Consider the following 20,599-nt stretch of genomic DNA (forward strand, 5'->3'; position numbering starts at 1 on the left):
AGAGCCATGACGAGGTCGCGATGACAAGTCATTCCAGGCGATTCGCACGCCGCTGCCGCGAGCATTTCGCGGACGGTCAGCCACAACAGAGCGTCAGCGCGGCAGCCGACACCCAGGACGCCGCCGAGGCGCCCGCGCAGCCCGCACCTGAGGAAGCAACCGCACCTCCGGGGGACTGACCCCGGGAGTGACCCGGCCGGCTCGGTCAGCCGACGTGGACGCGTGGCCTGCGGGCGGTCTCGGGTTCGGCCGTGCGCAGGATCTCCCGGACGACCGGGGGAGTGTCGCCCTGCCCGAGGATCAGGTAGCGGAACAGGTGCCCCAGCGGGCTGCCCTCCGACCACTCGAAGTAGCAGTGCGGCAGCACACCGGTCGAGTCGCGCAGCGCCAGCAGGATCGCCGCGATGGCGTTGGGCACCGCGGTGCTCTGCACCCGCAGGATCCGGTGGCCGCCGATCTCGACGCCGTGCACGTGCAGCACACCGCTGAATTCGGACGGGTCGGTGACCTCGATCTCGAGGAAAATCACGTCCGAGGCGCCGGGCACCCGATTGAGCCCGCGTTGTTCGTGTTCTTTGGCCAGGTACTCGGCGTTGTCCCCGGCCTGTTTCTTGTTGGCGATGATGTCGAGCTGGCCGTTGTGCGCGAGAGAATCCGTGACGAATCCGCGGGCGGTGTCGTCGAATTCGATGTGGTCAGCGCGCAGTTCAGTGGTGCGCGTCACCCTGGACACCAGCGAGACGATCACGATTCCGGCGATGAACGCGGCCGAAATCGCGATGCCATCGGGTTTCTCGATGACGTTCTCGACCAGTGCGTACAACAGCACCAGCGTCAGCACGGTGAACCCGGCGGTGGCCAGACCCTGCCGTTTCTTGAGCGCGGAGATCGTCACCGCGAACGCACCGGAGACCATCATCGCCAGAATGCCCGTCGCGTACGCGCCCGCCTGCGCGTTCACGTCCGCGCCGAACACGATCGTGATCAGGATACTGATCACCGTGTAGACGATCACGACCGGGCGGACCGCGCGGCCCCAGTCCGGCGCCATGCCGTAGGACGGCAGGTAACGCGGCACGATGTTGATCAGGCCGGCCATCGCCGACGCGCCCGCGAACCACAGGATCAGGATGCTGCTGACGTCGTAGACCGTGCCGAACACCTCACCGAGCTGCTCGTGCGCGAGGTACGCCAAGGCGCGGCCGTTGGCCTCGCCACCCGGCTGGAACTTCTCCGCCGGGATCAACACGGTGGTGATGAAACTGGTCGCCACCAGGTACACCGACATGATCAGCGCGGCGACGGTGAGCAGCTTGCGGGTGTTGCGGATCCGCGATTCGAGCTGCTCCCGCGGCGTTTCGCCCTTCGCGGCGACCAGCGGCATCATGCTCACGCCGGTCTCGAAGCCGGAAAGCCCCAGCACCAGCATGGGGAACGCCAGCACGGCGGGCCCTGCGATGTCGAAGAAGCCGCTGCCGCCCTCGGTCAGCCGCTCGACCCAGCGCGACATCCACTCCGGGTGCGAGAACACGTCGACAAGGCCGAAGCCCGTGATCACCGCGTTGAGCCCGAGGAAGATCGCGACGAGCGGGATGGCGACGCCGACCGCCTCGCTGAAGCCGAGCAGGAACACGCCGCCGAGCACCAGCAGCAGCACGGATGTGACCAGGACCTCCTGGCCGTGCAGGAAACCGGGGGAGATCGGGTTCTCGAGCAGGTGCACCGTGGCGTCGGCCGAGGACAGGGTGATGGTCACGATCCAGGACGTGGCAACGAAACCGAGCAGGACGAGGACGAAGATCTTGCCGCGCCAGAACGGCAGCAGGTCCTCGAGCATCGCGACGGAGCCCTGGCCGTTCGGGCTTTCCCGCGCCACCCTGCGGTACATCGGCAGCATGCCCAGCAGGGTCAGCGCCACGATCAGCAGTGTGGCCAGCGGCGAGAGCGCGCCTGCCGCCAGCGCGGCGATAGCGGGCAAATAGGACAAGGTGGAGAAGTAGTCGACGCCTGTCAGGCACATCACCTTCCACCACGCCTGTGGTTTGGCGTGATTTTCGCCGCTTTCCGGGCCGACCGGGCCGACCCGGTGTTCCAGCAGCCATCGGCCGAGGGGTTTCTTCGGTCGCGTCTCGGCTGCCGGACTTGCCACCTTCGCCGGGATCGCGTACTCGAAATCGCTGGTCATGTGGCGTTTCTCCTGGCTGGGGATCCACGGTCGCTGGCCGCGTCAGGATGCCGTACGGGCGCTCGCCGCCTGTTCTCAGGTCGTCCGTTCACAGTGGACGAAGCCGGTGTGAACGAGCCGGAAGCATGCGAACGCGTGTATGGGTCGCGCCAATTTGGACACCGACTGTGCTCGATCGGGTACTGTCCGGGCTATTTCCCTCGAATCGAACAATCGTGGCCCGTTCGTGACTTGACGCCCGTGGCCGGGTCGCTTGACGATGCCAAGGGGCGGGCCGTAAATTTCCGCCGAATCTTTCGACTTAATGGATATCGGGGGGCACGTGGCCGACCTGGTTCAGGCCGAGCTGACGACGGCAGACGCTTCGTCTGTCCCGACTGGTAGGAGCAAACCCCCGGTCGGCAGGTCGCCAGGACAGCTGGCATGGCGTCGTTTCCGCAGGGACAAGACCGGAGTGATCTCCGGCTGTGTCGTTCTTTTCTTCTTCCTGGTCGGCCTCGGCGCGCCGCTGATCTCGCTGCTCTACGGAAAAGACCCGGACACGCAGTACGGCCTCGAGCGGCCGGGCCTGCTCAGCGACACCGGAATTCCCATGAAGCCCAACGGGGGCATCGACGGCGAATTCTGGCTCGGCCTCGAGCCCAAGCTCGGCCGGGACGTGCTCATGCAGCTGGTCTACGGCATCCGGACCTCGCTGCTGATCGCGCTCGTCGTGGTCTTCATCGTCACCGCGATCGGCGTGATCATCGGCATCACCGCCGGTTACCTCGGTGGCAAGGCCGACTACTTCATCGGCCGGGTGATCGACACGCTGCTGGCGATCCCGTCGACCCTGTTCTTCCTGGCGTTCACGCCGATCGCGCTGGCGCTGTTCATCGCCCCGGGCAAGGAGGCGCCTGCCTGGCTACGGGCCACCGCGCTGATCCTCGTGCTGTCGGTGTTCGGCTGGACCAGGGCGGCCCGGCTGCTGCGCGGCCAGGTGCTCTCGCTGCGTGAACGCGAGTTCATCGACGCCGCCCGCGTGTCCGGTGCCAGCTCGCGCCGGATCGTGCTCAAGGAGCTGCTGCCCAACCTCGTCACGCCGATCCTCGTCGTGGTCACCCTGGACGTGCCCGCCATGGTCACCACCGAGGCCGCGCTGTCCTACCTCGGCGTCGGCATGGTCGAGCCGACCCCCGACTGGGGCCGGATGATCCACACCGGCGGCGACTACATCCAGACCGTGCCGACCTACCTGGTGTTCCCCGGTCTGGCGCTGCTGATCTTCGTCCTCGCGTTCAACCTGCTGGGGGACTCCGTGAGGGACGCGCTCGATCCGAAGTCGCACCGCTGAACCGGGTACCGGGTGCATCGAGAACAGGGAGATGAATGTTGAAACGCAAACCGATCCTCGTGGCGTCCGCATTCGCCACGAGCGCGGTCTTGATCGCGTCCGGGTGCAGTGCGGGTGGCCAGAACGCCGGCAGTGACCCCAACCGGGCACAGGCCGAGGTCGCCAAGGTGTCGATCGACAAGGACGGCTCGCTGTCCAAGGGCCCGGCGCCGGAGATCAAGGACTCGCGCAAGGGCGGCAACGTCAACATCCTGTGGCGCCAGGACCTGGCCCACTACGACCCCGCCGTGTCGCAGTCCTCGCCGGACAACACCGTGCTCGAGATGATCTCCCGCCGGCTGACCCACTACCGCATCGAGGGCGACAAGACCACGCTGGTCGGCGACCTCGCCACCAACGCCGGTGAGTCCACCGACGGCGGCAAGACGTGGAAGTACACCCTCAAGGACGGGATCAAGTACTCCGACGGCACGCCGATCGTCGCCAAGGACGTCAAGTACGCCGTGGCCCGGTCGTTCTCGACGCTGTACGCCCGCGGCTTCCCGTACATCCAGACCTGGCTGGCCGACAGCGAGAACTTCGCCAAGGTCTACCCGGGTCCGTACGAGGGCGGCGAGCTCTCCAACGACAAGGTCGAGGTCCAGGGCGACAAGACCATCATCTTCAAGTTCTCCCAGCCGCGACCGGACTTCCCGTTCGCGGCCGCGCTCGGCGCGACCGCCCCGGTGCCGCAGGCCAAGGACACCAAGGAGGCGATGGACCAGGCTCCGATCACGTCCGGTCCGTACAAGATCGGCTCGCACGAGCCGGACAAGAGCCTCAAGCTGGTCCGCAACGAGAACTGGGACCCGTCGACCGACTCGATCCGCCACCAGTACGTCGACAGCTTCACCTTCCAGTTCGGCCCGCAGGTCGGCGAGGTGACCGACCGGCTGGCCGCGTCGGCGGGTGACGACAAGAACAGCGCCAGCATCTACCAGGCCGTCGCACCTGAGCGCTTCGAGCAGGTCATGAACGACCCGAAGATCAAGCAGCAGATCATCGACAAGCCGACCGCCCAGGTCGACCTGTACGCGATCAACACCACCCGCGTCACCGACCTCAACGTCCGCAAGGCGCTGCTGGTCGCGTTCCCCAAGGAGCAGGCGCGGCTGCAGAAGGGCGGCCCGTACCAGGGCGACTTCGCGACCACCCTCGGCTCGCCGAGCACGCTGGGCTGGAAGAAGTACGACCTGCCCGGTGTCACCGACGTCGACCCGAAGGGCGACCCGGAGAAGGCCAAGAAGATCCTGACCGACGCTGGCAAGCTCGGCTACTCGATCTCGCTGGGCTACAACCAGACGCCGACCAGCGAGAAGGAAGCGCTGGCGATCGCGGAGGGCCTGACCAAGGCCGGGTTCAAGGTCGAGAAGATCCCGATGCAGCCCAAGACCTTCAACGACACCCGCGACAAGATCAACAACAACCTGGACTTCTACTGGTCCGCGTGGGCGGCCGACTGGCCGACCGGCGTCACGGTGTACCCGGAGCTGTTCGACGGCCGCAAGGTCGCCGACGGCAGGCCGAACAACACCCACTTCAACAACGCGGACGTCAACGCCGACATCGACCGGATCCTCAAGATCACGGACTCGACCGAGCAGGGCGCTGAGTTCAACAAGCTGGACAAGAAGATCATGGAGAGCGTGCCCGCGGTGCCGTACGTGTACCCCCGCAGGCAGCTCATGTTCGGCACCAACGTGGGTGGCGCGTCGTTCGACGTCCACACCGTGATGAACCTGACCAACCTGTTCCTGAAGTCCTGACACCGTAAGGGGGACGGGCCGCGAGGCCCGTCCCCCTCCCCGTTGGAGAAGCCCGTTCGATGCTGGCCTTCCTTGTCCGCAGGGTGATCGGTGCGCTGCTGATCCTTTTGGTGATCAGCGCCATCACGTTCCTGCTCTTCTTCGCCGTACCCGGCAACGAGGTCGCGGCACTGTCCTGCGGAAAGTCCTGTACGCCCGCGTTGATCGACGAGATCAAGCGCGGCCTCGGCCTCGACCAACCGATCTGGCAGCAATACCTGACCTATCTCGGCGGGATCTTCGGCGGTCGCATGATCGGCGACAAGATGTGCGAGGCGCCGTGCTTCGGCTATTCGTTCGTCAACCGTCAGCCGGTGTTCGACACGGTCGTCGACCGCCTGCCGGTCACGCTGTCGCTGGCCATCGGCGCGGTCGTGCTGTTCCTGATCTTCGGCGTCGGCCTCGGCATGCTGGCCGCGCTGCGCAAGGGCAAAGCCGCCGACAAGATCGCCATGGGTTTCGCCCTCGTCGGCGGGTCCATGCAGATCTACGTCCTGGCCCCGTTCTTCCTGTACATCTTCGTGTACAGCTCGGACCTGCTGCCGCGGCCGCACTACGTCTCGTTCTTCGACAGTCCGCTGGACTGGGCGGGCGGGTTGATCCTGCCGTGGATCTGCCTCGCGTTGATCCACACCGCCTACTACGCGCGGTTGACGCGATCGTCCATGGTGGACGTGCTCAACGAGGACTTCATCCGCACGGTCAGGGCCAAGGGTCTGAGCACGCGCGAGGTGTACGTCAAGCACGCCTTCCGCGGCGCGATGACCCCGATCGCGACGATCCTCGGCCTGGACATCGCGACCCTGTTCGCGGGCGCGATCATCACCGAGACGTCGTTCAGCCTGGTCGGTGTCGGCCAGTTGGCGGTGAACTCGGTGCTCGCGTCCGACCTGCCGATGATGATGGGCGTGGTGATGCTGGCCTCGTCGGCGGTCGTGGTCGCCAACATCATCGTCGACGTGGTGTACGCCGCCATCGACCCGCGAATCAAGGTGACCGCATGACCATCCTGTCCGTACGCGACCTCAAGGTCCACTTCTCCACGGAAGACGGCGTGGTCAAGGCCGTCGACGGGCTGTCGTTCGATCTCGCCAAGGGCAAGACGCTGGGCATCGTCGGCGAGTCCGGCTCCGGCAAGAGCGTGTCGAACCTGGCGATCCTCGGTCTGCACAACCCGAAGACCACCACGATCGGCGGCGAGATCCGGTTCAACGACCAGCAGTTGGTCGGGGCGAGCGAGAAGGCCATGCAGAAACTGCGTGGCAACGGCATCTCGATGATCTTCCAGGACCCGCTGACCTCGCTGTCGCCGTACTACACGGTCGGCGAGCAGATCGCCGAGACCTACCGCAGGCACACGGGTGCCACCAAGAAGAAGGCGTGGGCCCGCGCGGTCGAGATGCTCAAGAAGGTCGGCATCCCGCAGCCCGAGCGCCGTGCCAAGCAGTACCCGCACGAGTTCTCCGGCGGTATGCGGCAGCGCGCGATGATCGCGATCGCGTTGTGCTGCGACCCGGCGCTGCTGATCGCCGACGAGCCGACCACCGCGCTGGACGTCACCGTGCAGGCCCAGATCCTGGACCTGCTGCGGGAACTGCAGTCCGAGTTCGAGACGGCGATCATCCTGATCACCCACGACATGGGCGTGGTCGCGCAGATGGCCGACGACGTGCTCGTGATGTACGCGGGCCGCGCGGTGGAACGCGGAACCGTCCGCGAAGTGCTCAAGACCCCGGAACACCCGTACAGCTGGGGCCTGCTGTCGTCGATCCCGCACCTGGGTGGCGATGTGGACGTGCCGCTTGTGCCCGTCCGCGGCACGCCACCCAGCCTGATCGATCCGCCGACCGGCTGCCCGTTCAACCCGCGTTGCGACTACCGCGACCGCGTGCCGGACAGCCGGTGCACCACCGAACGGCCGCTCCTGGCACCCGCGGACGGGCACGGGTCCGCGTGCCACCTCGCCGCGGCGGACAAGAAGCTCATCCGTACCGACGAGCTGCAACGACTGGGCTGAACGACACATGACCGAAGTAGCTGCTCCCACCAAAGAACTGCTCACCGCGAGTGGGCTCCAGATGCACTTCCCCGTCCGCGCGACCGGCCTGTTCAGCCGCAAAGCCGGTGTGGTGCAGGCGGTCGACGGGATCGACCTGACCGTGCACGAAGGCGAGTCGTTCGGCCTGGTCGGCGAGTCCGGCTGCGGCAAGTCGACGACCGGGCGGCTGATCGCCCGGCTGCTCGAACCCACCGGCGGCTCGATCACATACGACGGCAAGGACATCACGCACGCCACGCGCAAGCAGCTGGCACCCATCCGGACCGAGATCCAGATGATCTTCCAGGACCCGTACTCGTCGCTGAACCCGCGGCACACGGTCGGGTCGATCATCGCGGGGCCGATGGAGGTCAACGGGATCAACCCGCCGGGCGGCAGGCAGAAGCGCGTCCAGGAACTGCTGGAGACCGTCGGCCTGAACCCCGAGCACTACAACCGCTACCCGCACGAGTTCTCGGGCGGCCAGCGGCAACGGATCGGGATCGCCCGCGCGCTGGCGTTGCAGCCCAAGCTGATCGTCGCCGACGAGCCGGTGTCCGCCTTGGACGTCTCGATCCAGGCGCAGGTGGTGAACCTGCTGCAGCGGCTGCAGCGGGAACTGGGCATCGCGTTCGTCTTCATCGCGCACGACCTCGCGGTGGTCCGGCACTTCTCGCAGCGCATCGCGGTGATGTACCTCGGCAAGATCGTCGAGATCGCCGACCGCGCCGACCTCTACAACAACCCGCACCACCCGTACACCCACGCGTTGCTCTCGTCGGTGCCGGACGCGGATCCCGACAGCGAGAAGCACCGGGAGCGGATCAGGCTGACCGGTGACGTGCCGTCGCCGATCAACCCGCCGTCCGGCTGCCGGTTCCGCACCCGCTGCTGGAAGGCCCAGGACATCTGCGCCTCGGAGGAACCGCCGTTGGTGCAGCTCAGCGGCGCGACCGAGGGGCACAGGGCGGCGTGCCACTTCCCCGAGGCGCGCCAGGTGATGCCTGAGTAGCGACGAAGGTCGGGTTGACCCGATCAGGCCAGGGGGAGTGGGGTGCTCGTATGCGCCTGCCACTTGTACTGCTCGCCACGGCCGCGCTGGTCGCCGGACCGGTACCAGCGTCGGCCTCGTCGTCGGTGGATCTCGACGGGTCGACCATCCCGGATCTGCAGCGCCAGATGGACCGAGGGCGGCTGACGGCCGTCGCCCTGACCAAGGCCTACCTGAACCGGATCAAGGCGGTCGACGGGAAGATCCGTTCGGTCCTGGTGCTCAACGACCGCGCCGTCGCCGAGGCCGCGGCCAGTGACGCACGCAGGCGTGCGGGCCGCGAGCTGGGCCCGCTCGACGGCATTCCCGTGCTGCTGAAGGACAATGTCGACACCCGGGCGATGCCGACGACGGCGGGGTCGCGGGCGTTGCGGTCCAAGCCCGCCGCCGACGCGCATCTGGTCGACCGGCTCTACCGGGGCGGCGCGGTGGTCCTCGGCAAGGTCAACCTGTCGGAGTGGGCGAACTTCCGCTCGACCCGCTCGTCGTCGGGCTGGTCGGGTGTCGGCGGGCAGACCGCGAATCCCTTCGTGCTGGACCGGAATCCGTGCGGCTCGTCGTCCGGCTCCGGAGCGGCGATCGCCGCGAGCCTGGCACAGGTGGCGATCGGGACCGAGACGGACGGGTCGATCGTGTGCCCGTCCGGTGCGAACGGGATCGTCGGGCACAAACCGACACTGGGCCTCGTCAGCCGGTCCGGCGTGGTGCCGATCTCGGCGGAGCAGGACACCGCGGGCCCGATGACCAGGCACGTCGTCGACTCGGCGATCACGCTGGCGGTCATCCAGGGCCGTGACCCGTCGGACGCCGCGACCGGGGACATCCCGGCGAACCAGCCACGTGACTACGCGGCGTCGTTGAAGCCGGATGCGTTGCGGGGAGCAAGGATCGGTGTCTGGCGATTGTCCGGAGCGGACACAGCTGTCGACCGGGTCGTGTCGGACGCGGTGCGGACGTTGCGGGCGCGCGGTGCGACCGTGGTCGATGTCGACCTGCCGTTCCAGAACGAGATCGGGCAGAACGAGTTCGCGGCACTGGTCACGGAGTTCAAGCGCGACCTACAGGCCTACCTGGCCAAACGCCCCGGCGGGCCGGACACGTTCGACGAGCTGATCGCGTTCAACCGGCAGGATCCCGTGGAACTGTCCAAGTTCGGCCAGGAGATCTTCGAGCAGGCAGCGGTCGCCCCACCGACCACGGATCCCACGTACGTCAAGCAGCGCACCACGGCGACCACGCTCGCCCGCCGCTCGATCGACGAAACCCTGGCCACACACCGGCTCGACGCGATCATGGCACCGACGAACAGCCCGGCGTGGAAGACCGACTACGCCGCTGGTGACGCGTTCGTGCTCGGCTCGTCGGGACCGGCGGCGGTGTCCGGCTACCCGAACATCTCGGTTCCGGCGGGGTTCGCGGGGCCGCTGCCGATCGGTGTGTCGTTCTTCGCGGGCCGCTGGTCGGACGCGAAAGTCCTCGCATTGGGAGCGGCTTTCGAACGAGCGGCCGACGCGCGCAAGGCTCCCCGGTTCATCCCGACCATCGGCTGAACCGGTGATGATCCGACGGCAAGTGCTGTCGCTACGCTGTCGGAGTGGGGCAACGCAAGGGTGCGCGCGTGCTGCTTGTCGAACAGGCGACGTACCGGTGGACCGTGTCCCATACCCACCGCGCGGACGACGGCTCGCCGACATACCACGACTGCACTGAGCACCTGACGATTCGTCGCGACGGCGACCCAGGGCGGCTGGAGATCGTCTTCGCCGTCGGCCCGGGAAAGTCGGTGGCCGACCCGGTGCACTCGGGCGGCGTGAAACGCGGTGACGACTACCTGAACCTGCACCGGCCAGGCGTGGTGCGGGCACTGCTCGACGAGGCGATCGACCGGGGCTGGTTGCCTGCCGAGCCTGGCCGGTGTGAGCTCGACGGATGGGCTCTGGTCGACTCCGTGCTCGCTCGGTTGGCCGAACAATGAACACCGCGGAGCTCGGGTGAGGGCACCGGTAGTTCGGCTGCTGTTGTCATTCGTAGTGCCCTTTCTGTTCGCTCGATCCGGTGATCCACTCTCCCGCGCGGCTTCTTCGCGACTACATTCCTCGTTGCGGCAGATCCAGTCTCCCGGCTCATCTCGTCAAGTAGGCCAGGTCTGCTGCTCCCACGCCTGACTGACAGCCGCGATCGCGTCGTCGAGTGTCACGCCAAGGGTCTTTGCCTGATCGGCGAACTGGGACGCGGCGGTGGTCAGCGCGGTACCGGGCTCGACGGGTTCACCGGGAACCGCTGCGACGACAGTGCCCTTCCGTCGGGCTGTCCGCAGCACGCCGGAGCCTTCCAGTTCGCGGTAGACACGGGCGACCGTTCCGGCGGACAGGCCGAGGTCGTTGGCCAGTTGCCGGATGGTCGGAAGTGGTGTGCCGAGCGCGAGTTCGCCGGACCGGATCAACCCGACGAGCTGGTCGCGAACCTGCCGCCATGGCGGGACGCCGTTGTCCGGGTCGACCAGGATCCGCGTCACGGGTCGGTTCGCGCTCTCCGGACGAACGGCATCCTCGTGTCCGGGTTGGCCACCCAGATCCACCCGGCGATGCCGAGGATCAGCATCGGCACCGTGATCGACTCGAGCCAACCGGTCCCCGCCAGCCACGAGGGCATGGGCTCGGGCCAGTGGATGTCACGGATGTGGATGAGCTTGTTGTTGGCCTGCTGGACGCACATCGACATCCACGCGATGCCGATCCCCACGGCGACTCGCGCGGTACGGGTGCGCAGCGCGGCGTCAACGCTCGGATCGGTGCCGGAGCCCCGGTAGACCGCGAGCCACACGATGCCCAGCACGGCCGCGGTCGCCAGGAACACAGCGACGAGGACCAGCAGCCAGTCGGAGTTGTCGAGGACGCGGTTCGCGTCCGCGACGTTCGTCACGATGCCGTCGGCTGTCCGCCAGGAACCGCCGGGCGGGTACTTGTCGACCACTCCCGTACCCCAGTGCTTGCCGATGCCCTCGGCGACAGCGAGCAGCACCGCGAACCCGGCGAGTACGAGCATGGCGACGACTGCCCAGCGTGGCACGAGATCGCTCCACGTCCGCCGGGTGAGCGTGGCGGTGCGCGGTCCGCGGCTTGGTCGGAGCATCGCGAGGATCTCGCCGAGCAGCAGCGCGGTGATCAACGCAGGCAACGGGTTGTTGTCACCCAACGTGATCAGCGACGCGGCGAGGAAGAGCGGCGGGTAGAGCACTCGCCGGTGCAGCAGGTACCTCCTGGCGAGCAGGCCCTGCTGTTCGGTCGGGTCGCCGACACCCCATCGCTTGAGGAAGCGCTGGCCGACTTTCACGGTCGGCCACAGGATGACCAGCAGAACAAGGCCGCTGAGTCCGTACGCCAGGACGTTCCACCAGTCCAGGTTCATCACGCGCCCCTTTGTATCGAGTGCTTGGTACAAAGTAGCACGGTTGACATGCAGGTGTTTACCTGCGTAACTTGACGTGTGGACAAGGTTTTCAAGGCCCTGGCCGACGAGACGCGACGGCACCTGCTGGACAGGCTGCACGAGCAGAACGGGCAGACGCTGGGGGAGTTGTGCGACCGGCTGGACATGGCGCGCCAGTCGGTCACGCAGCACCTGGCGGTGCTGGAGGCCGCGAACCTGATCAACACTGTGCGCCGCGGCCGGGAGAAGCTGCACTACCTCAACCCGGTGCCGTTGCAGGAGATCCAGGAGCGGTGGATCGACAAGTTCGAGCGCCCGCGCCTGCGTGTGCTCAGCGCTGTCAAACAACGAGCTGAGGAAAAGATGAGCGACAAGCCGAGTTTCGTGTATGTCACCTACATCGAGAGCACGCCGGAGAAGGTGTGGGAGGCGATCACCGACGCCGACCTGAGCGCGCAGTACTGGGGGCACCGCAACGTCTCCGACTGGCAGGCCGGGTCCATCTGGGAACACCAGCGGCTCGACGATGCCGTCGCGGACGTGACCGGTGTCGTCGAGGAATGCACGCCACCGCGCCGCCTGGCCTTCACGTGGGTCGATCCCGCCAAGCCGGACGAGACCTCGAAGGTCACGTTCGACATCCAGCGCTACGGTGAGGTCGTCCGACTGACCGTCACGCACGAGGACTTCGTCGACGAGGCGCAGCAGCGCGCCGCGGCGGCGGGTTGGGCGGCGGTGCTGTCGAACCTCAAGTCCTTCATGGAGACCGGCAAGCCGTTGTCCCTGCCGCCGTGGCGTGCCCAAACCGGCAAAGAATAGCGTACGCGCACTTTGTGAACCGGTCAGCACTTTCCTTACCTATTTCACGTACGTGGAAAGGAAACGCATTTCATTGACGACGTGCCGTCTGGTGGGCTACAACAGGTACACCTCGGGTGTGAGTGCCGCCGCACATCTGCCGTCCCTGCCCCGCCGCCACCGGAGGGTTTCATGTCGTGGAAACATCGCGGTTTCCTCGCGCTCGCGGTGAGCTCGGTGCTCACTGCGAGCGCGACGGTCCTACCGTCTCCAGTTGTCCGTGCCGCGCCCGGCGCTGGTGCTTTGACCAGCCTTGATCTGTCGCCAGGAAATCGGCGGGCCGCTGTGTCCGGTCTTTACGACTGGTCGAAAGCCGGATACCGGGGCGGTATGAACCTGCCCGGTGCCGGTGACATCAATTCCAACCAGACCTGTCAGATCACGCCGCAGGAGTTGAGCAGTCAGTACAATGTCAAACCCGATGACGGCGCGGATGATTCCGCTGGTCTGCAGGCCGCGATCGACGCGATCAAGTCGTCGTGTTCGGGTTCGGCGAGCTATACCGAACTCAGCCTGATCACGCTGCCCGCGGGCGAGTTGATTGTCAGCCACGAGGTGCACGTGGACGCCGACTACCTGGTGATCCGCGGTGCGGGGACGACCGCGACGAAAGTCGTGTACCGGCCGGATTCGAACACCCTGTACGACACGCTGACCGAGGACAAGTCGGACTGGGACGAGGACGGGATGACCTCGGGCAGCGGCAAGGGCGGCTGGTTGTGGCCGGGGCGAGGGTTGTTCCGGGTGCAGTCGCGTGGTGTGCACTCGAGCTACCAGAGCGACTACTCGTCCGCGCCCGCCAACCGCAAGGACATCTTCGAGGGCACGGTGAACGTGCACTGGAAGTCCGGCGTCAAACTGCGCGCCAAGGCCGGTGACACCGGGTTCTCCGCCCGTATCGGCGACCGCGTGGTGCACCTGGCGTCCAGTGGTTCGATCACCTCGTTGACCGCGGGCTCGCTGGTCAACATCCGCGCGGCGAACACGCGGAAGTTCTACGCCGAGCAGCAGGCCCTGCCGACGACGTTCCCGTTGCTGAACATGCACATGCGCCAGCAGATCTTCACCATCGCGTCGGTGAACACCTCGCAGCGCACGATCACGCTGGACAAGCCGCTCGAGTTCGACGTGCCGGTGAACTCGACGTCGGACGGTTCGGCCGCGATCGGCGGCGCGACCTACGACTCGAAGGCGGCACCGCTGGTCGACCCGGTTGTGGGCGTGGGGTTCGAGAACTTCGGCTTCACGCAGGACATGCCGAACCTGACCAAGGCCGAGGCGATCGACAACTACGGCAACATGGACCCGCGCGCCGAGATGCACGGCATCGTGTTCAAGTGGGCGGCGAACTCCTGGGTCCGCGGCATGAAGGCCGAGATGACCGGATCGCACCCGATCGTCACCGAGGAGGCCAAGAACCTGCAGATCGTGAACAACGAGCTGGACGGTTCGTGGAACAAGGGCAAGGGCGGCAACGGCTACTTCCGCGGTTCACGCGTGTGGGACTCGGTGTACGCGGGCAACACGTCCCGCAACCTGCGGCACTTCACGTTCCAGTGGTCGGCGTCGGGCAACGTCGTGGTCGGCAACGACTTCGACTCGGACCTGAACCTGCACGGCGGCTGGGAGCGCAACAACCTGTTCGAGCTCAACACCGTGAAGGTCGACTACGGCCACCGCTCGGGCAACTGCCGCGCCAACTGCGGTGACGAGGGCGGCGGCGGGCCGGACGACTCGAACTGGTTCCCGATCTGGTGGGGCGCGGGCAAGAAGGCGGTGAAGTGGTCCGGCGCGTCGGGCTACCGCAACGTGTTCTTCAACAACACCATGACCAAGCAGGTGGCCACCAACGGCCCGTTCCAGGAGTACTACCCGGACAAGCAGCGGATCTACGTCTTCGGCTGGAACGGCAGCGCCTACAAGCACCTGGACATCGGCGGCGCCCCGATCGCGGACTGGGCGAAGAACGAACAGCGCGACTACACCGGTGGTCACGGTGTCGACGCGACCAAGACCGACAGCGCGAAGTCGCTGTTCCTCAAGTCCGTGGGAGGCAAGTGATGAAGGGCGGGATCCTCGTCGCGGCGGCCGCGTTCACCGCGCTGGTGGTCACGCCGCAGGCGGCGACAGCGGCCCCTGTGGACGTTTCGACTGCCGCGCAGCTCCAGGCGGCGCTGGCCGGTGCCACACCGGGCACGGTGATCAGGATGGCGCCGGGCACGTACCGCGGTTCGTTCGTGTCGCAGAAGGTCGGGACGTCGTCGCAGCCGATCACGTTGACCGGCCCGGCGAACGCCGTGCTGATCAACGACGGCCCGAGCGGGCAGGCGCCGTCCTGCCCGGTCCCGACCGCGGGCTGGGACTCCGGTTACGGCCTGTGGCTCTACGGCGCGCCGTACTGGAAGCTGACCGGTTTCACGGTGGCGGAGTCCAAGAAAGGCATCGTCCTGGACAACTCCCACCACACCACGGTCGACGGGGTCACCGTGCACCACGTCGACGAGGAAGCCGTGCACTTCCGGCGTTCGTCGGCCGACAGCGTGATCCGCGACTCGAAGATCACCGACACCGGCCTGGTGCAGAAGGGGTACGGCGAGGGCGTCTACATCGGATCGGCGAACTCCAACTGGGGCTGCCACGGCAACTCCGGCGGCGTCGACAGGTCCGACCGGGTGCAGGTGCTCGACAACACGATCGGGCCGAACATCGCGGCGGAACCGATCGACGTGAAGGAAGGCACGCAGTCGGGCGTGATCCGCGGCAACACGTTCAACGGCCAGGGCATCACCGGCCAGAACTCCGCGGACTCGTGGATCGACGTGAAAGGCGTCGGATACCTGATCGAGAACAACACAGGCACCTTCGCCAAGCCCGGCACGTTCGCCAACGGCTACGAGACCCACAACCCGAGCACGTCGCCGTCGTTCCCGAACGGCTGCGGAAACACGTGGCGTGGCAACAATTCCGACCTCGGTGGCGTCGGCGGGTACGCGATCAGGATCACCTCGACGTCGAAGTGCAAGGACCGCCCGAACGTGGTCCACGCGTCGAACACCGTCACCAGGGCGACGAAGGGACTGACGAACGTCCCGGTCACACCCTGACGGCGGCCCGTGAGCGGCCCGGCCGGGCCGCTCACGGGTGTTCGGCGTGCCGCAAATCGATAGCCAGGTTCCCTATGCTCGACGCATGGAATGGGCAAGGGGCGTGACAAGGGTGTCGGTGCTGACCGGCGCAGGCATCTCCACGGACTCGGGAATCCCGGACTTCCGCGGACCGGACGGTGTGTGGACGAAGAACCCGCGGATGGCTGACCTCTTCACCTACCGCAACTACATGGCTGACCGGGCGGTGCGCGAGCAGTTCTGGGCGGCTTACAGCGGTCACACGGCATGGACGGCGGAGCCGAACGCGGCCCACCGCGCTCTGGCCGACCTCGACCGCGAAGGCCTGGCGGTCCGAGTCCTGACGCAGAACATCGACGGACTGCACCAGCGCGGAGGAATGCCGGACCGAAAGGTCCTGGAACTGCACGGCTCCATGCACAAGACGGTCTGCGTGGGCTGCGACGCGTCCCAGCCGAGCGAGAAGGTGCTCGCGCGGGTCGCGGCGGGGGAGAAGGACCCGGCCTGCCAGGACTGCGGCGGCATCCTCAAACTCGGCGTGATCCTGTTCGGACAGTACCTCGACGCGGCGGTGTTCTCGAAGGCGGAGGCAATCGCCGCGGCGAGCCAGTTGTTCATCGCGATCGGCAGCACGCTCGAAGTCGAACCAGCGGCGTCGCTGTGCCGGGTGGCCGTCGACGCCGGTGCTCGACTGGTGGTCGTCAACCGCGATCCGACGCCGTATGACCACCTCGCCGACGAGGTGATCACGGAGCCGATCGGGACGGCTGTTCCGAGAATCTGCCGGGCCGTGCTGGACGGCCGCACCAGCTGAGCTCAGTGAGGTCGAGCACAGCCGGGCGCCTGTCGCGAATGAGGATGTCCTTCGGGGCATCCCTTGCCGTGCGGGCCGCGTGCGGGAGTCGCATGCCGGTAAGGTGGCTTGAGTTCCGAGGGGTGCAACACCCTTTCTGAGCTGGGGCGGTTCAGGGCTGGTACATCTGGATCGAGGCGTAGGTCCCCGTGGTCTGCCAGCCGGGTTCGCGGTCTCGGCCGTCCGCGCCGACGACGACCTCGGACTTCAGGATCCGCAGTGCCACGGCGGGTCCGGGCAGGTACGACACGGCACGGTGGAACGGGGTCGACGGGTCCCAGTAGCAGTCGCCGACCAGCCGCCGGTAGTTCAGGTCCCCCTTGAACACGGTCACCCCGCGCCCGAGTTCCCCGGCGAGGTCGGCTGGCATGTCGTGGAAGGACAGCGGGGCGCAGTGGAACGGGTGGGTGCGGATTCGCAGCCGTCCGTCCGCCGCGGCCTCGTGCAGCCTGCGCCCGGAGTCGCCGGGCAGGTCCCGCAGCCGCCGCAGGCAGTCCCCGACGTCGGTCAAGGTCGCGTCGGAGACGAAGTACGGGTACGGCTTCGCGTGCAGCGTGACCGAGCTGGCCAGTCCGCCGGTCAGCAGGTGATCGGCGAACACCAAGTCGGACAGCAACTCCCTGCCCGCATTGTCCAGGACGAACGTCACGGGGACGGGCCCGCCGCGGTGGAAGAACTCGCGCACGGCCCCGCTGTCGTCGGCGACCAGCTGGTCGTGGACCGCGGCCGTGTCCCCGGCGACGAGCTGGAACCCCAGGTCCGCTCGATTGCCGTACAGCGACGCCATCAACGCGGCGTCGAAGTCGAGCCGCTCGGTCAGCCAGCCGTATTCGGCGTCCAGTGTGGACGAACGCAGCTCCGCGGTCTTGAAGGGCCCGAACGGGTCCACGCCGGTCTCGAAGTAGCCGACCGCGCCGAGCAGCAGCCGGTAGAAGTAGCTCTCCGCCCACAGGAACGGCGCCTTCGCCCACGACGTGCCGAAGTGGCGCCGGTCCCAGCCCAGCCACGTGTCCCGGTCGAACGCGTCGTCGGCCAGCGAGATCGTGCCCTTCTGCGTCTCGGTCAGCAACGCCTCCAGTGCCGCGCGCTCGGCGGGACCGTACGGATGGGCGTCCATCAGCCGCCGGAACAGCTCGGGATGCCGCTGGTGGAAGACCTGGTGGGCGAACGGGCTCTCGAGCGTGATGACCGATGGCACTCGGCAAGCCTATTCCGTGGGGAACGCCTATGGAGGATCCTCCAGTCGATCGCGTTATTCGTGGAGGATCCTCCATAGGTGTTGTACTCGGTGTAGTGGTGAACTGAGTGGCATGGAGCTGACAAAAGTTCACGTCCCCGCCCGCGAGGGCCGGGCCGTGCGGGTCGCCGCCGGACAGCTCGTCCGGGTGAGCACCCCGGAGGGAGCGCAGGTCAGCGACTTCTTCGCCTTCTGCGCGGCAGACACGACCGAACACCTCAGCGCCGCGCACACCCGCGGTCACACCAGTCGCTTGTTCCCCAGGTTGGGCGAAGCGTTCGTCACCGACCGTAGGCGGCCGATCCTCACGTTGGTCGACGACACCTCGCCAGGCCGTCACGACATGCTGATCGCCGCCTGCGACCCCGCTCGCTACGAACTGCTCGGGTACGAGGGGTGGCACGCGTCCTGCGCGGAGAACCTGCGGTCGGTCATGCGCGAGTTGGGTGTGGGCGTCACCACGGTGCCGCAGCCGGTGAACTTCTTCATGGACATCCCGGTGACCCTGCAGGACGTGATCGAATGGCGGTCGTCGCCCGCCGCGCCCGATGCCGCCGTGACGCTGCAGGCCGAGATGGACTGCCTGGTGGCGGTGTCCGCCTGCCCGCAGGACCTGGTCGACATCAACGGCATGCGACCCGGCCCGCTCGAGATCGAAATCCTGGACAAGTGAAGCGAGACACCGCGATGAACACGATCCACCCCGCACTGACACCGACCCGCATCGGGGCCAACGAACTGGCCTCGCGGTACGCGGTCGCCCCGATGACCAGGGTCTCGGCGACCCCCGGCGGCGTCCCGACCGAGGAAATGGCCCGGTACTACAAGGAGTTCGCCGAGGGCGGCTTCCCGCTGGTGATCACCGAGGGCACGTACATAGACACCCTGCACAGCCAGTCCTACCTCAACCAGCCCGGCCTGGCCACCGCCGAGCACGTCGCAGGCTGGCGGACGGTGACCGCGGGCGTCCATGCCGCAGGAGCGGTGATGGTCGCACAGCTCATGCACGCCGGGGCGCTGTCGCAGGGCAACCCGCACACCGCCGAACGCATCGGGCCGTCCGCGATCCGGCCTCGCGGGGTGATGATGCCGGAGTACCACGGCAGCGGTCCGTGGCCGGTACCCCGCGAGATGACCACACAGGACATCGACGACGTGGTGGCCGGATTCGCCGCCGCCGCGAGGAACGCCGTCGCCGCGGGGTTCGACGGCGTCGAGATCCACGCGGCCAACGGTTACCTCCTGGACCAGTTCATCACCGACTACACCAACCAGCGCACGGACGAGTACGGGGGCCCGATGGCCAACCGGGTCCGGCTGACCGCGCGGGTCCTCGATGCCGTCAAGTCCACGGGTGTCCTTGTCGGAGTCCGGCTGTCGCAGACGAAGGTCAACGACTTCACCTACCGCTGGCCGGAGGGCGAACGCGACGCCGAGACGATCTACGCGGCCCTCACGGCGGCCGACTACCTGCACATCGCCAGCGAAGGGCGCAACTGGCTGGACACCGCCACGTTGGCCGGCGGCAGGACCGTGACCAGCATCGCCCGTGAGGTCACCGGTCTGCCTGTGATCGTCAACGGCGGCATGCACGACCCGGTGCTGGCCGCGAAGGTGCTCGACGGCGGTCATGCCGACGTGCTGTCCGTGGCCAGGGGCGCGCTCGTCAACCCCGACCTGCCACGCCGGGTCGCCGCGAACGCCGAGCTGGAACGGTTCGAGCACCGCATGCTTGACCCCATGGTCACCATCGCCAACGTGCGCCGGTGGAAGGAGAGCAGGCAGGGATGACACCACCAGGATGGCGGGGTGGGGCGGCCGCGGTGGCCACCCTCACCTTCGACGTGGACGCGGAAAGCCCGGTCCTCGCGGAAGGTGCCCGGTTCGCGCACCACCTGTCGACGATGTCACACCAGGCCTACGGGCCGGAGGTGGGCGTGCCGCGCATCCTCGACCTGCTCGACGACCTGGCCGTGCCCGCGACGTTCTTCGTCCCCGGCTGGGTGGCCAGGCGGTACCCGGGCCTCTCCTCCTCCATTGTGGAGCGCGGCCACGAGGTCGCGCACCACTCGTACGCCCACAAGGCACCTACAGCGATGACCGAACGGGAGGAACGGGACGACTTCGCCATGGCGATGGACGTCTTCACCTCGCAGGGCATCGAGATCCTCGGCTACCGCGCGGCGATGTGGGGCGCGCGGTGGCAGACACCGGAGCTGGTCGCCGAGCACGGACTGCTGTACGACTCGTCGCTGATGGCCGACGACCGCCCGTACAGGATCCTGACCGCCCGCGGGGAGATCGCCGAACTACCGGTGCACTGGTCACTCGACGACTGGGAGCAGTACGCCTTCCTGCCGGAACCGCACATCGGCTCGGTCATCGAGTCCCCGCTGAAGGTGCTGGAGATGTGGCGTGCGGAGCTGGACGGGATGCGCCACTACGGCTGCCTGTTCAACCTGTGCTGCCACCCTTTCCTGTCCGGGCGGCCGGGCAGGATCATGGCGTTGCGGCGGCTGGTCGAGTACGCGCTGGAGTGCGGCGACGTCGCGTTCATGCGGTGTGGTGACCTCGCGCGTGCCGTGCTGGATGATCAGACGCTGGACGCTCGCCCCTTGCCCGAGCCGCCGAGCTATCCGTAGCGCC

General features: G+C 67.2%; 18 protein-coding genes. 14 read left to right on the forward strand and 4 right to left on the reverse strand.

From position 1 onward, the window contains the following. Nucleotides 1–205 precede the first annotated feature (205 nt). A complete protein-coding gene (locus tag ALI144C_RS10885; RefSeq protein WP_076986932.1) occupies nt 206–2,185 on the reverse strand; it encodes an amino acid transporter in 1,980 nt (659 codons plus the stop codon). A gap of 322 nt (nt 2,186–2,507) precedes the next feature. Here ALI144C_RS10885 and ALI144C_RS10890 point away from each other — a divergent pair, with 322 nt between their 5' ends. The 7 genes from ALI144C_RS10890 to ALI144C_RS10920 are packed head-to-tail and all read left to right on the forward strand — an operon-like array spanning nt 2,508 to nt 10,426. Continuing rightward, entirely contained in the window at nt 2,508–3,518 is a 1,011-nt protein-coding gene (locus ALI144C_RS10890) for an ABC transporter permease (protein ID WP_202818921.1), read from the forward strand. A gap of 35 nt (nt 3,519–3,553) precedes the next feature. Beyond that, nucleotides 3,554–5,323 (forward strand): ABC transporter substrate-binding protein, encoded by a 1,770-nt coding sequence (locus ALI144C_RS10895; RefSeq protein ID WP_076986933.1) that lies wholly within the window; start codon nt 3,554–3,556, stop codon nt 5,321–5,323. A gap of 59 nt (nt 5,324–5,382) precedes the next feature. Beyond that, nucleotides 5,383–6,366 (forward strand): ABC transporter permease, encoded by a 984-nt coding sequence (locus ALI144C_RS10900; RefSeq protein ID WP_076986934.1) that lies wholly within the window; start codon nt 5,383–5,385, stop codon nt 6,364–6,366. After that, on the forward strand, nt 6,363–7,379 hold the full coding sequence (locus tag ALI144C_RS10905) for an ABC transporter ATP-binding protein (RefSeq protein ID WP_076986935.1): 1,017 nt from the start codon (nt 6,363–6,365) through the stop codon (nt 7,377–7,379). The genes ALI144C_RS10900 and ALI144C_RS10905 overlap by 4 nt, the downstream gene beginning before the upstream one ends. Nucleotides 7,380–7,386: 7 nt before the next feature. Continuing rightward, complete coding sequence (locus ALI144C_RS10910) at nt 7,387–8,412, forward strand: ABC transporter ATP-binding protein (RefSeq protein ID WP_076986936.1); 1,026 nt, start codon at nt 7,387–7,389, stop codon at nt 8,410–8,412. A 50-nt stretch (nt 8,413–8,462) separates the two neighbouring features. Then, nucleotides 8,463–10,001, forward strand: a complete 1,539-nt coding sequence (locus tag ALI144C_RS10915) for an amidase (protein ID WP_076986937.1) — start codon at nt 8,463–8,465, stop codon at nt 9,999–10,001. A gap of 44 nt (nt 10,002–10,045) precedes the next feature. After that, the gene (locus ALI144C_RS10920) at nt 10,046–10,426 is read left to right on the forward strand and encodes a hypothetical protein (protein ID WP_083752925.1); all 381 of its coding nucleotides are present in this window, start codon (nt 10,046–10,048) and stop codon (nt 10,424–10,426) included. A 156-nt stretch (nt 10,427–10,582) separates the two neighbouring features. Here ALI144C_RS10920 and ALI144C_RS10925 read toward each other — a convergent pair whose 3' ends face one another. Together ALI144C_RS10925 and ALI144C_RS10930 are read right to left on the reverse strand one after the other, a co-directional pair. Beyond that, complete coding sequence (locus ALI144C_RS10925; RefSeq protein ID WP_076986938.1) at nt 10,583–10,966, reverse strand: GntR family transcriptional regulator; 384 nt, start codon at nt 10,964–10,966, stop codon at nt 10,583–10,585. Beyond that, nucleotides 10,963–11,859: a hypothetical protein gene (locus ALI144C_RS10930; RefSeq protein WP_076986939.1), complete on the reverse strand. Its 897-nt coding sequence runs from the start codon at nt 11,857–11,859 to the stop codon at nt 10,963–10,965. Before ALI144C_RS10930 ends, ALI144C_RS10925 begins: the two co-directional genes overlap by 4 nt. A gap of 78 nt (nt 11,860–11,937) precedes the next feature. Here ALI144C_RS10930 and ALI144C_RS10935 point away from each other — a divergent pair, with 78 nt between their 5' ends. The 4 genes from ALI144C_RS10935 to ALI144C_RS10950 all read left to right on the forward strand — a co-directional run bounded on the left by ALI144C_RS10935 (nt 11,938) and on the right by ALI144C_RS10950 (nt 16,677). Beyond that, a complete protein-coding gene (locus tag ALI144C_RS10935; RefSeq protein WP_076986940.1) occupies nt 11,938–12,699 on the forward strand; it encodes an ArsR/SmtB family transcription factor in 762 nt (253 codons plus the stop codon). 171 nt (nt 12,700–12,870) lie between these two features. Beyond that, nucleotides 12,871–14,799 (forward strand): hypothetical protein, encoded by a 1,929-nt coding sequence (locus ALI144C_RS10940; protein WP_083752926.1) that lies wholly within the window; start codon nt 12,871–12,873, stop codon nt 14,797–14,799. Beyond that, nucleotides 14,799–15,842: a right-handed parallel beta-helix repeat-containing protein gene (locus tag ALI144C_RS10945; RefSeq protein ID WP_076986941.1), complete on the forward strand. Its 1,044-nt coding sequence runs from the start codon at nt 14,799–14,801 to the stop codon at nt 15,840–15,842. Before ALI144C_RS10940 ends, ALI144C_RS10945 begins: the two co-directional genes overlap by 1 nt. An 85-nt stretch (nt 15,843–15,927) precedes the next feature. Next, complete coding sequence (locus ALI144C_RS10950) at nt 15,928–16,677, forward strand: SIR2 family NAD-dependent protein deacylase (RefSeq protein ID WP_076986942.1); 750 nt, start codon at nt 15,928–15,930, stop codon at nt 16,675–16,677. A 151-nt stretch (nt 16,678–16,828) separates the two neighbouring features. On the opposite strand, the gene ALI144C_RS10955 is transcribed toward ALI144C_RS10950, so the two are convergent. Then, nucleotides 16,829–17,914, reverse strand: coding sequence for a damage-control phosphatase ARMT1 family protein (locus ALI144C_RS10955; protein ID WP_076986943.1), 1,086 nt, complete (start codon nt 17,912–17,914; stop codon nt 16,829–16,831). 112 nt (nt 17,915–18,026) lie between these two features. On the opposite strand from ALI144C_RS10955, the gene ALI144C_RS10960 reads away from it, so the two are divergent. Genes ALI144C_RS10960 through ALI144C_RS10970 form a run of 3 tightly spaced genes read left to right on the forward strand, consistent with a single transcriptional unit; the run spans nt 18,027 to nt 20,595 of the window. Then, a complete protein-coding gene (locus ALI144C_RS10960) occupies nt 18,027–18,626 on the forward strand; it encodes a DUF1989 domain-containing protein (protein ID WP_076986944.1) in 600 nt (199 codons plus the stop codon). After that, a complete protein-coding gene (locus ALI144C_RS10965) occupies nt 18,623–19,744 on the forward strand; it encodes an NADH:flavin oxidoreductase (protein ID WP_237774089.1) in 1,122 nt (373 codons plus the stop codon). Before ALI144C_RS10960 ends, ALI144C_RS10965 begins: the two co-directional genes overlap by 4 nt. Continuing rightward, the gene (locus ALI144C_RS10970; RefSeq protein WP_076986945.1) at nt 19,741–20,595 is read left to right on the forward strand and encodes a polysaccharide deacetylase family protein; all 855 of its coding nucleotides are present in this window, start codon (nt 19,741–19,743) and stop codon (nt 20,593–20,595) included. Before ALI144C_RS10965 ends, ALI144C_RS10970 begins: the two co-directional genes overlap by 4 nt. Nucleotides 20,596–20,599: the final 4 nt, after the last annotated feature.

The sequence above is a fragment of the Actinosynnema sp. ALI-1.44 genome, from assembly GCF_001984155.1.
Classification (GTDB): Bacteria; Actinomycetota; Actinomycetes; order Mycobacteriales; family Pseudonocardiaceae; genus Kibdelosporangium.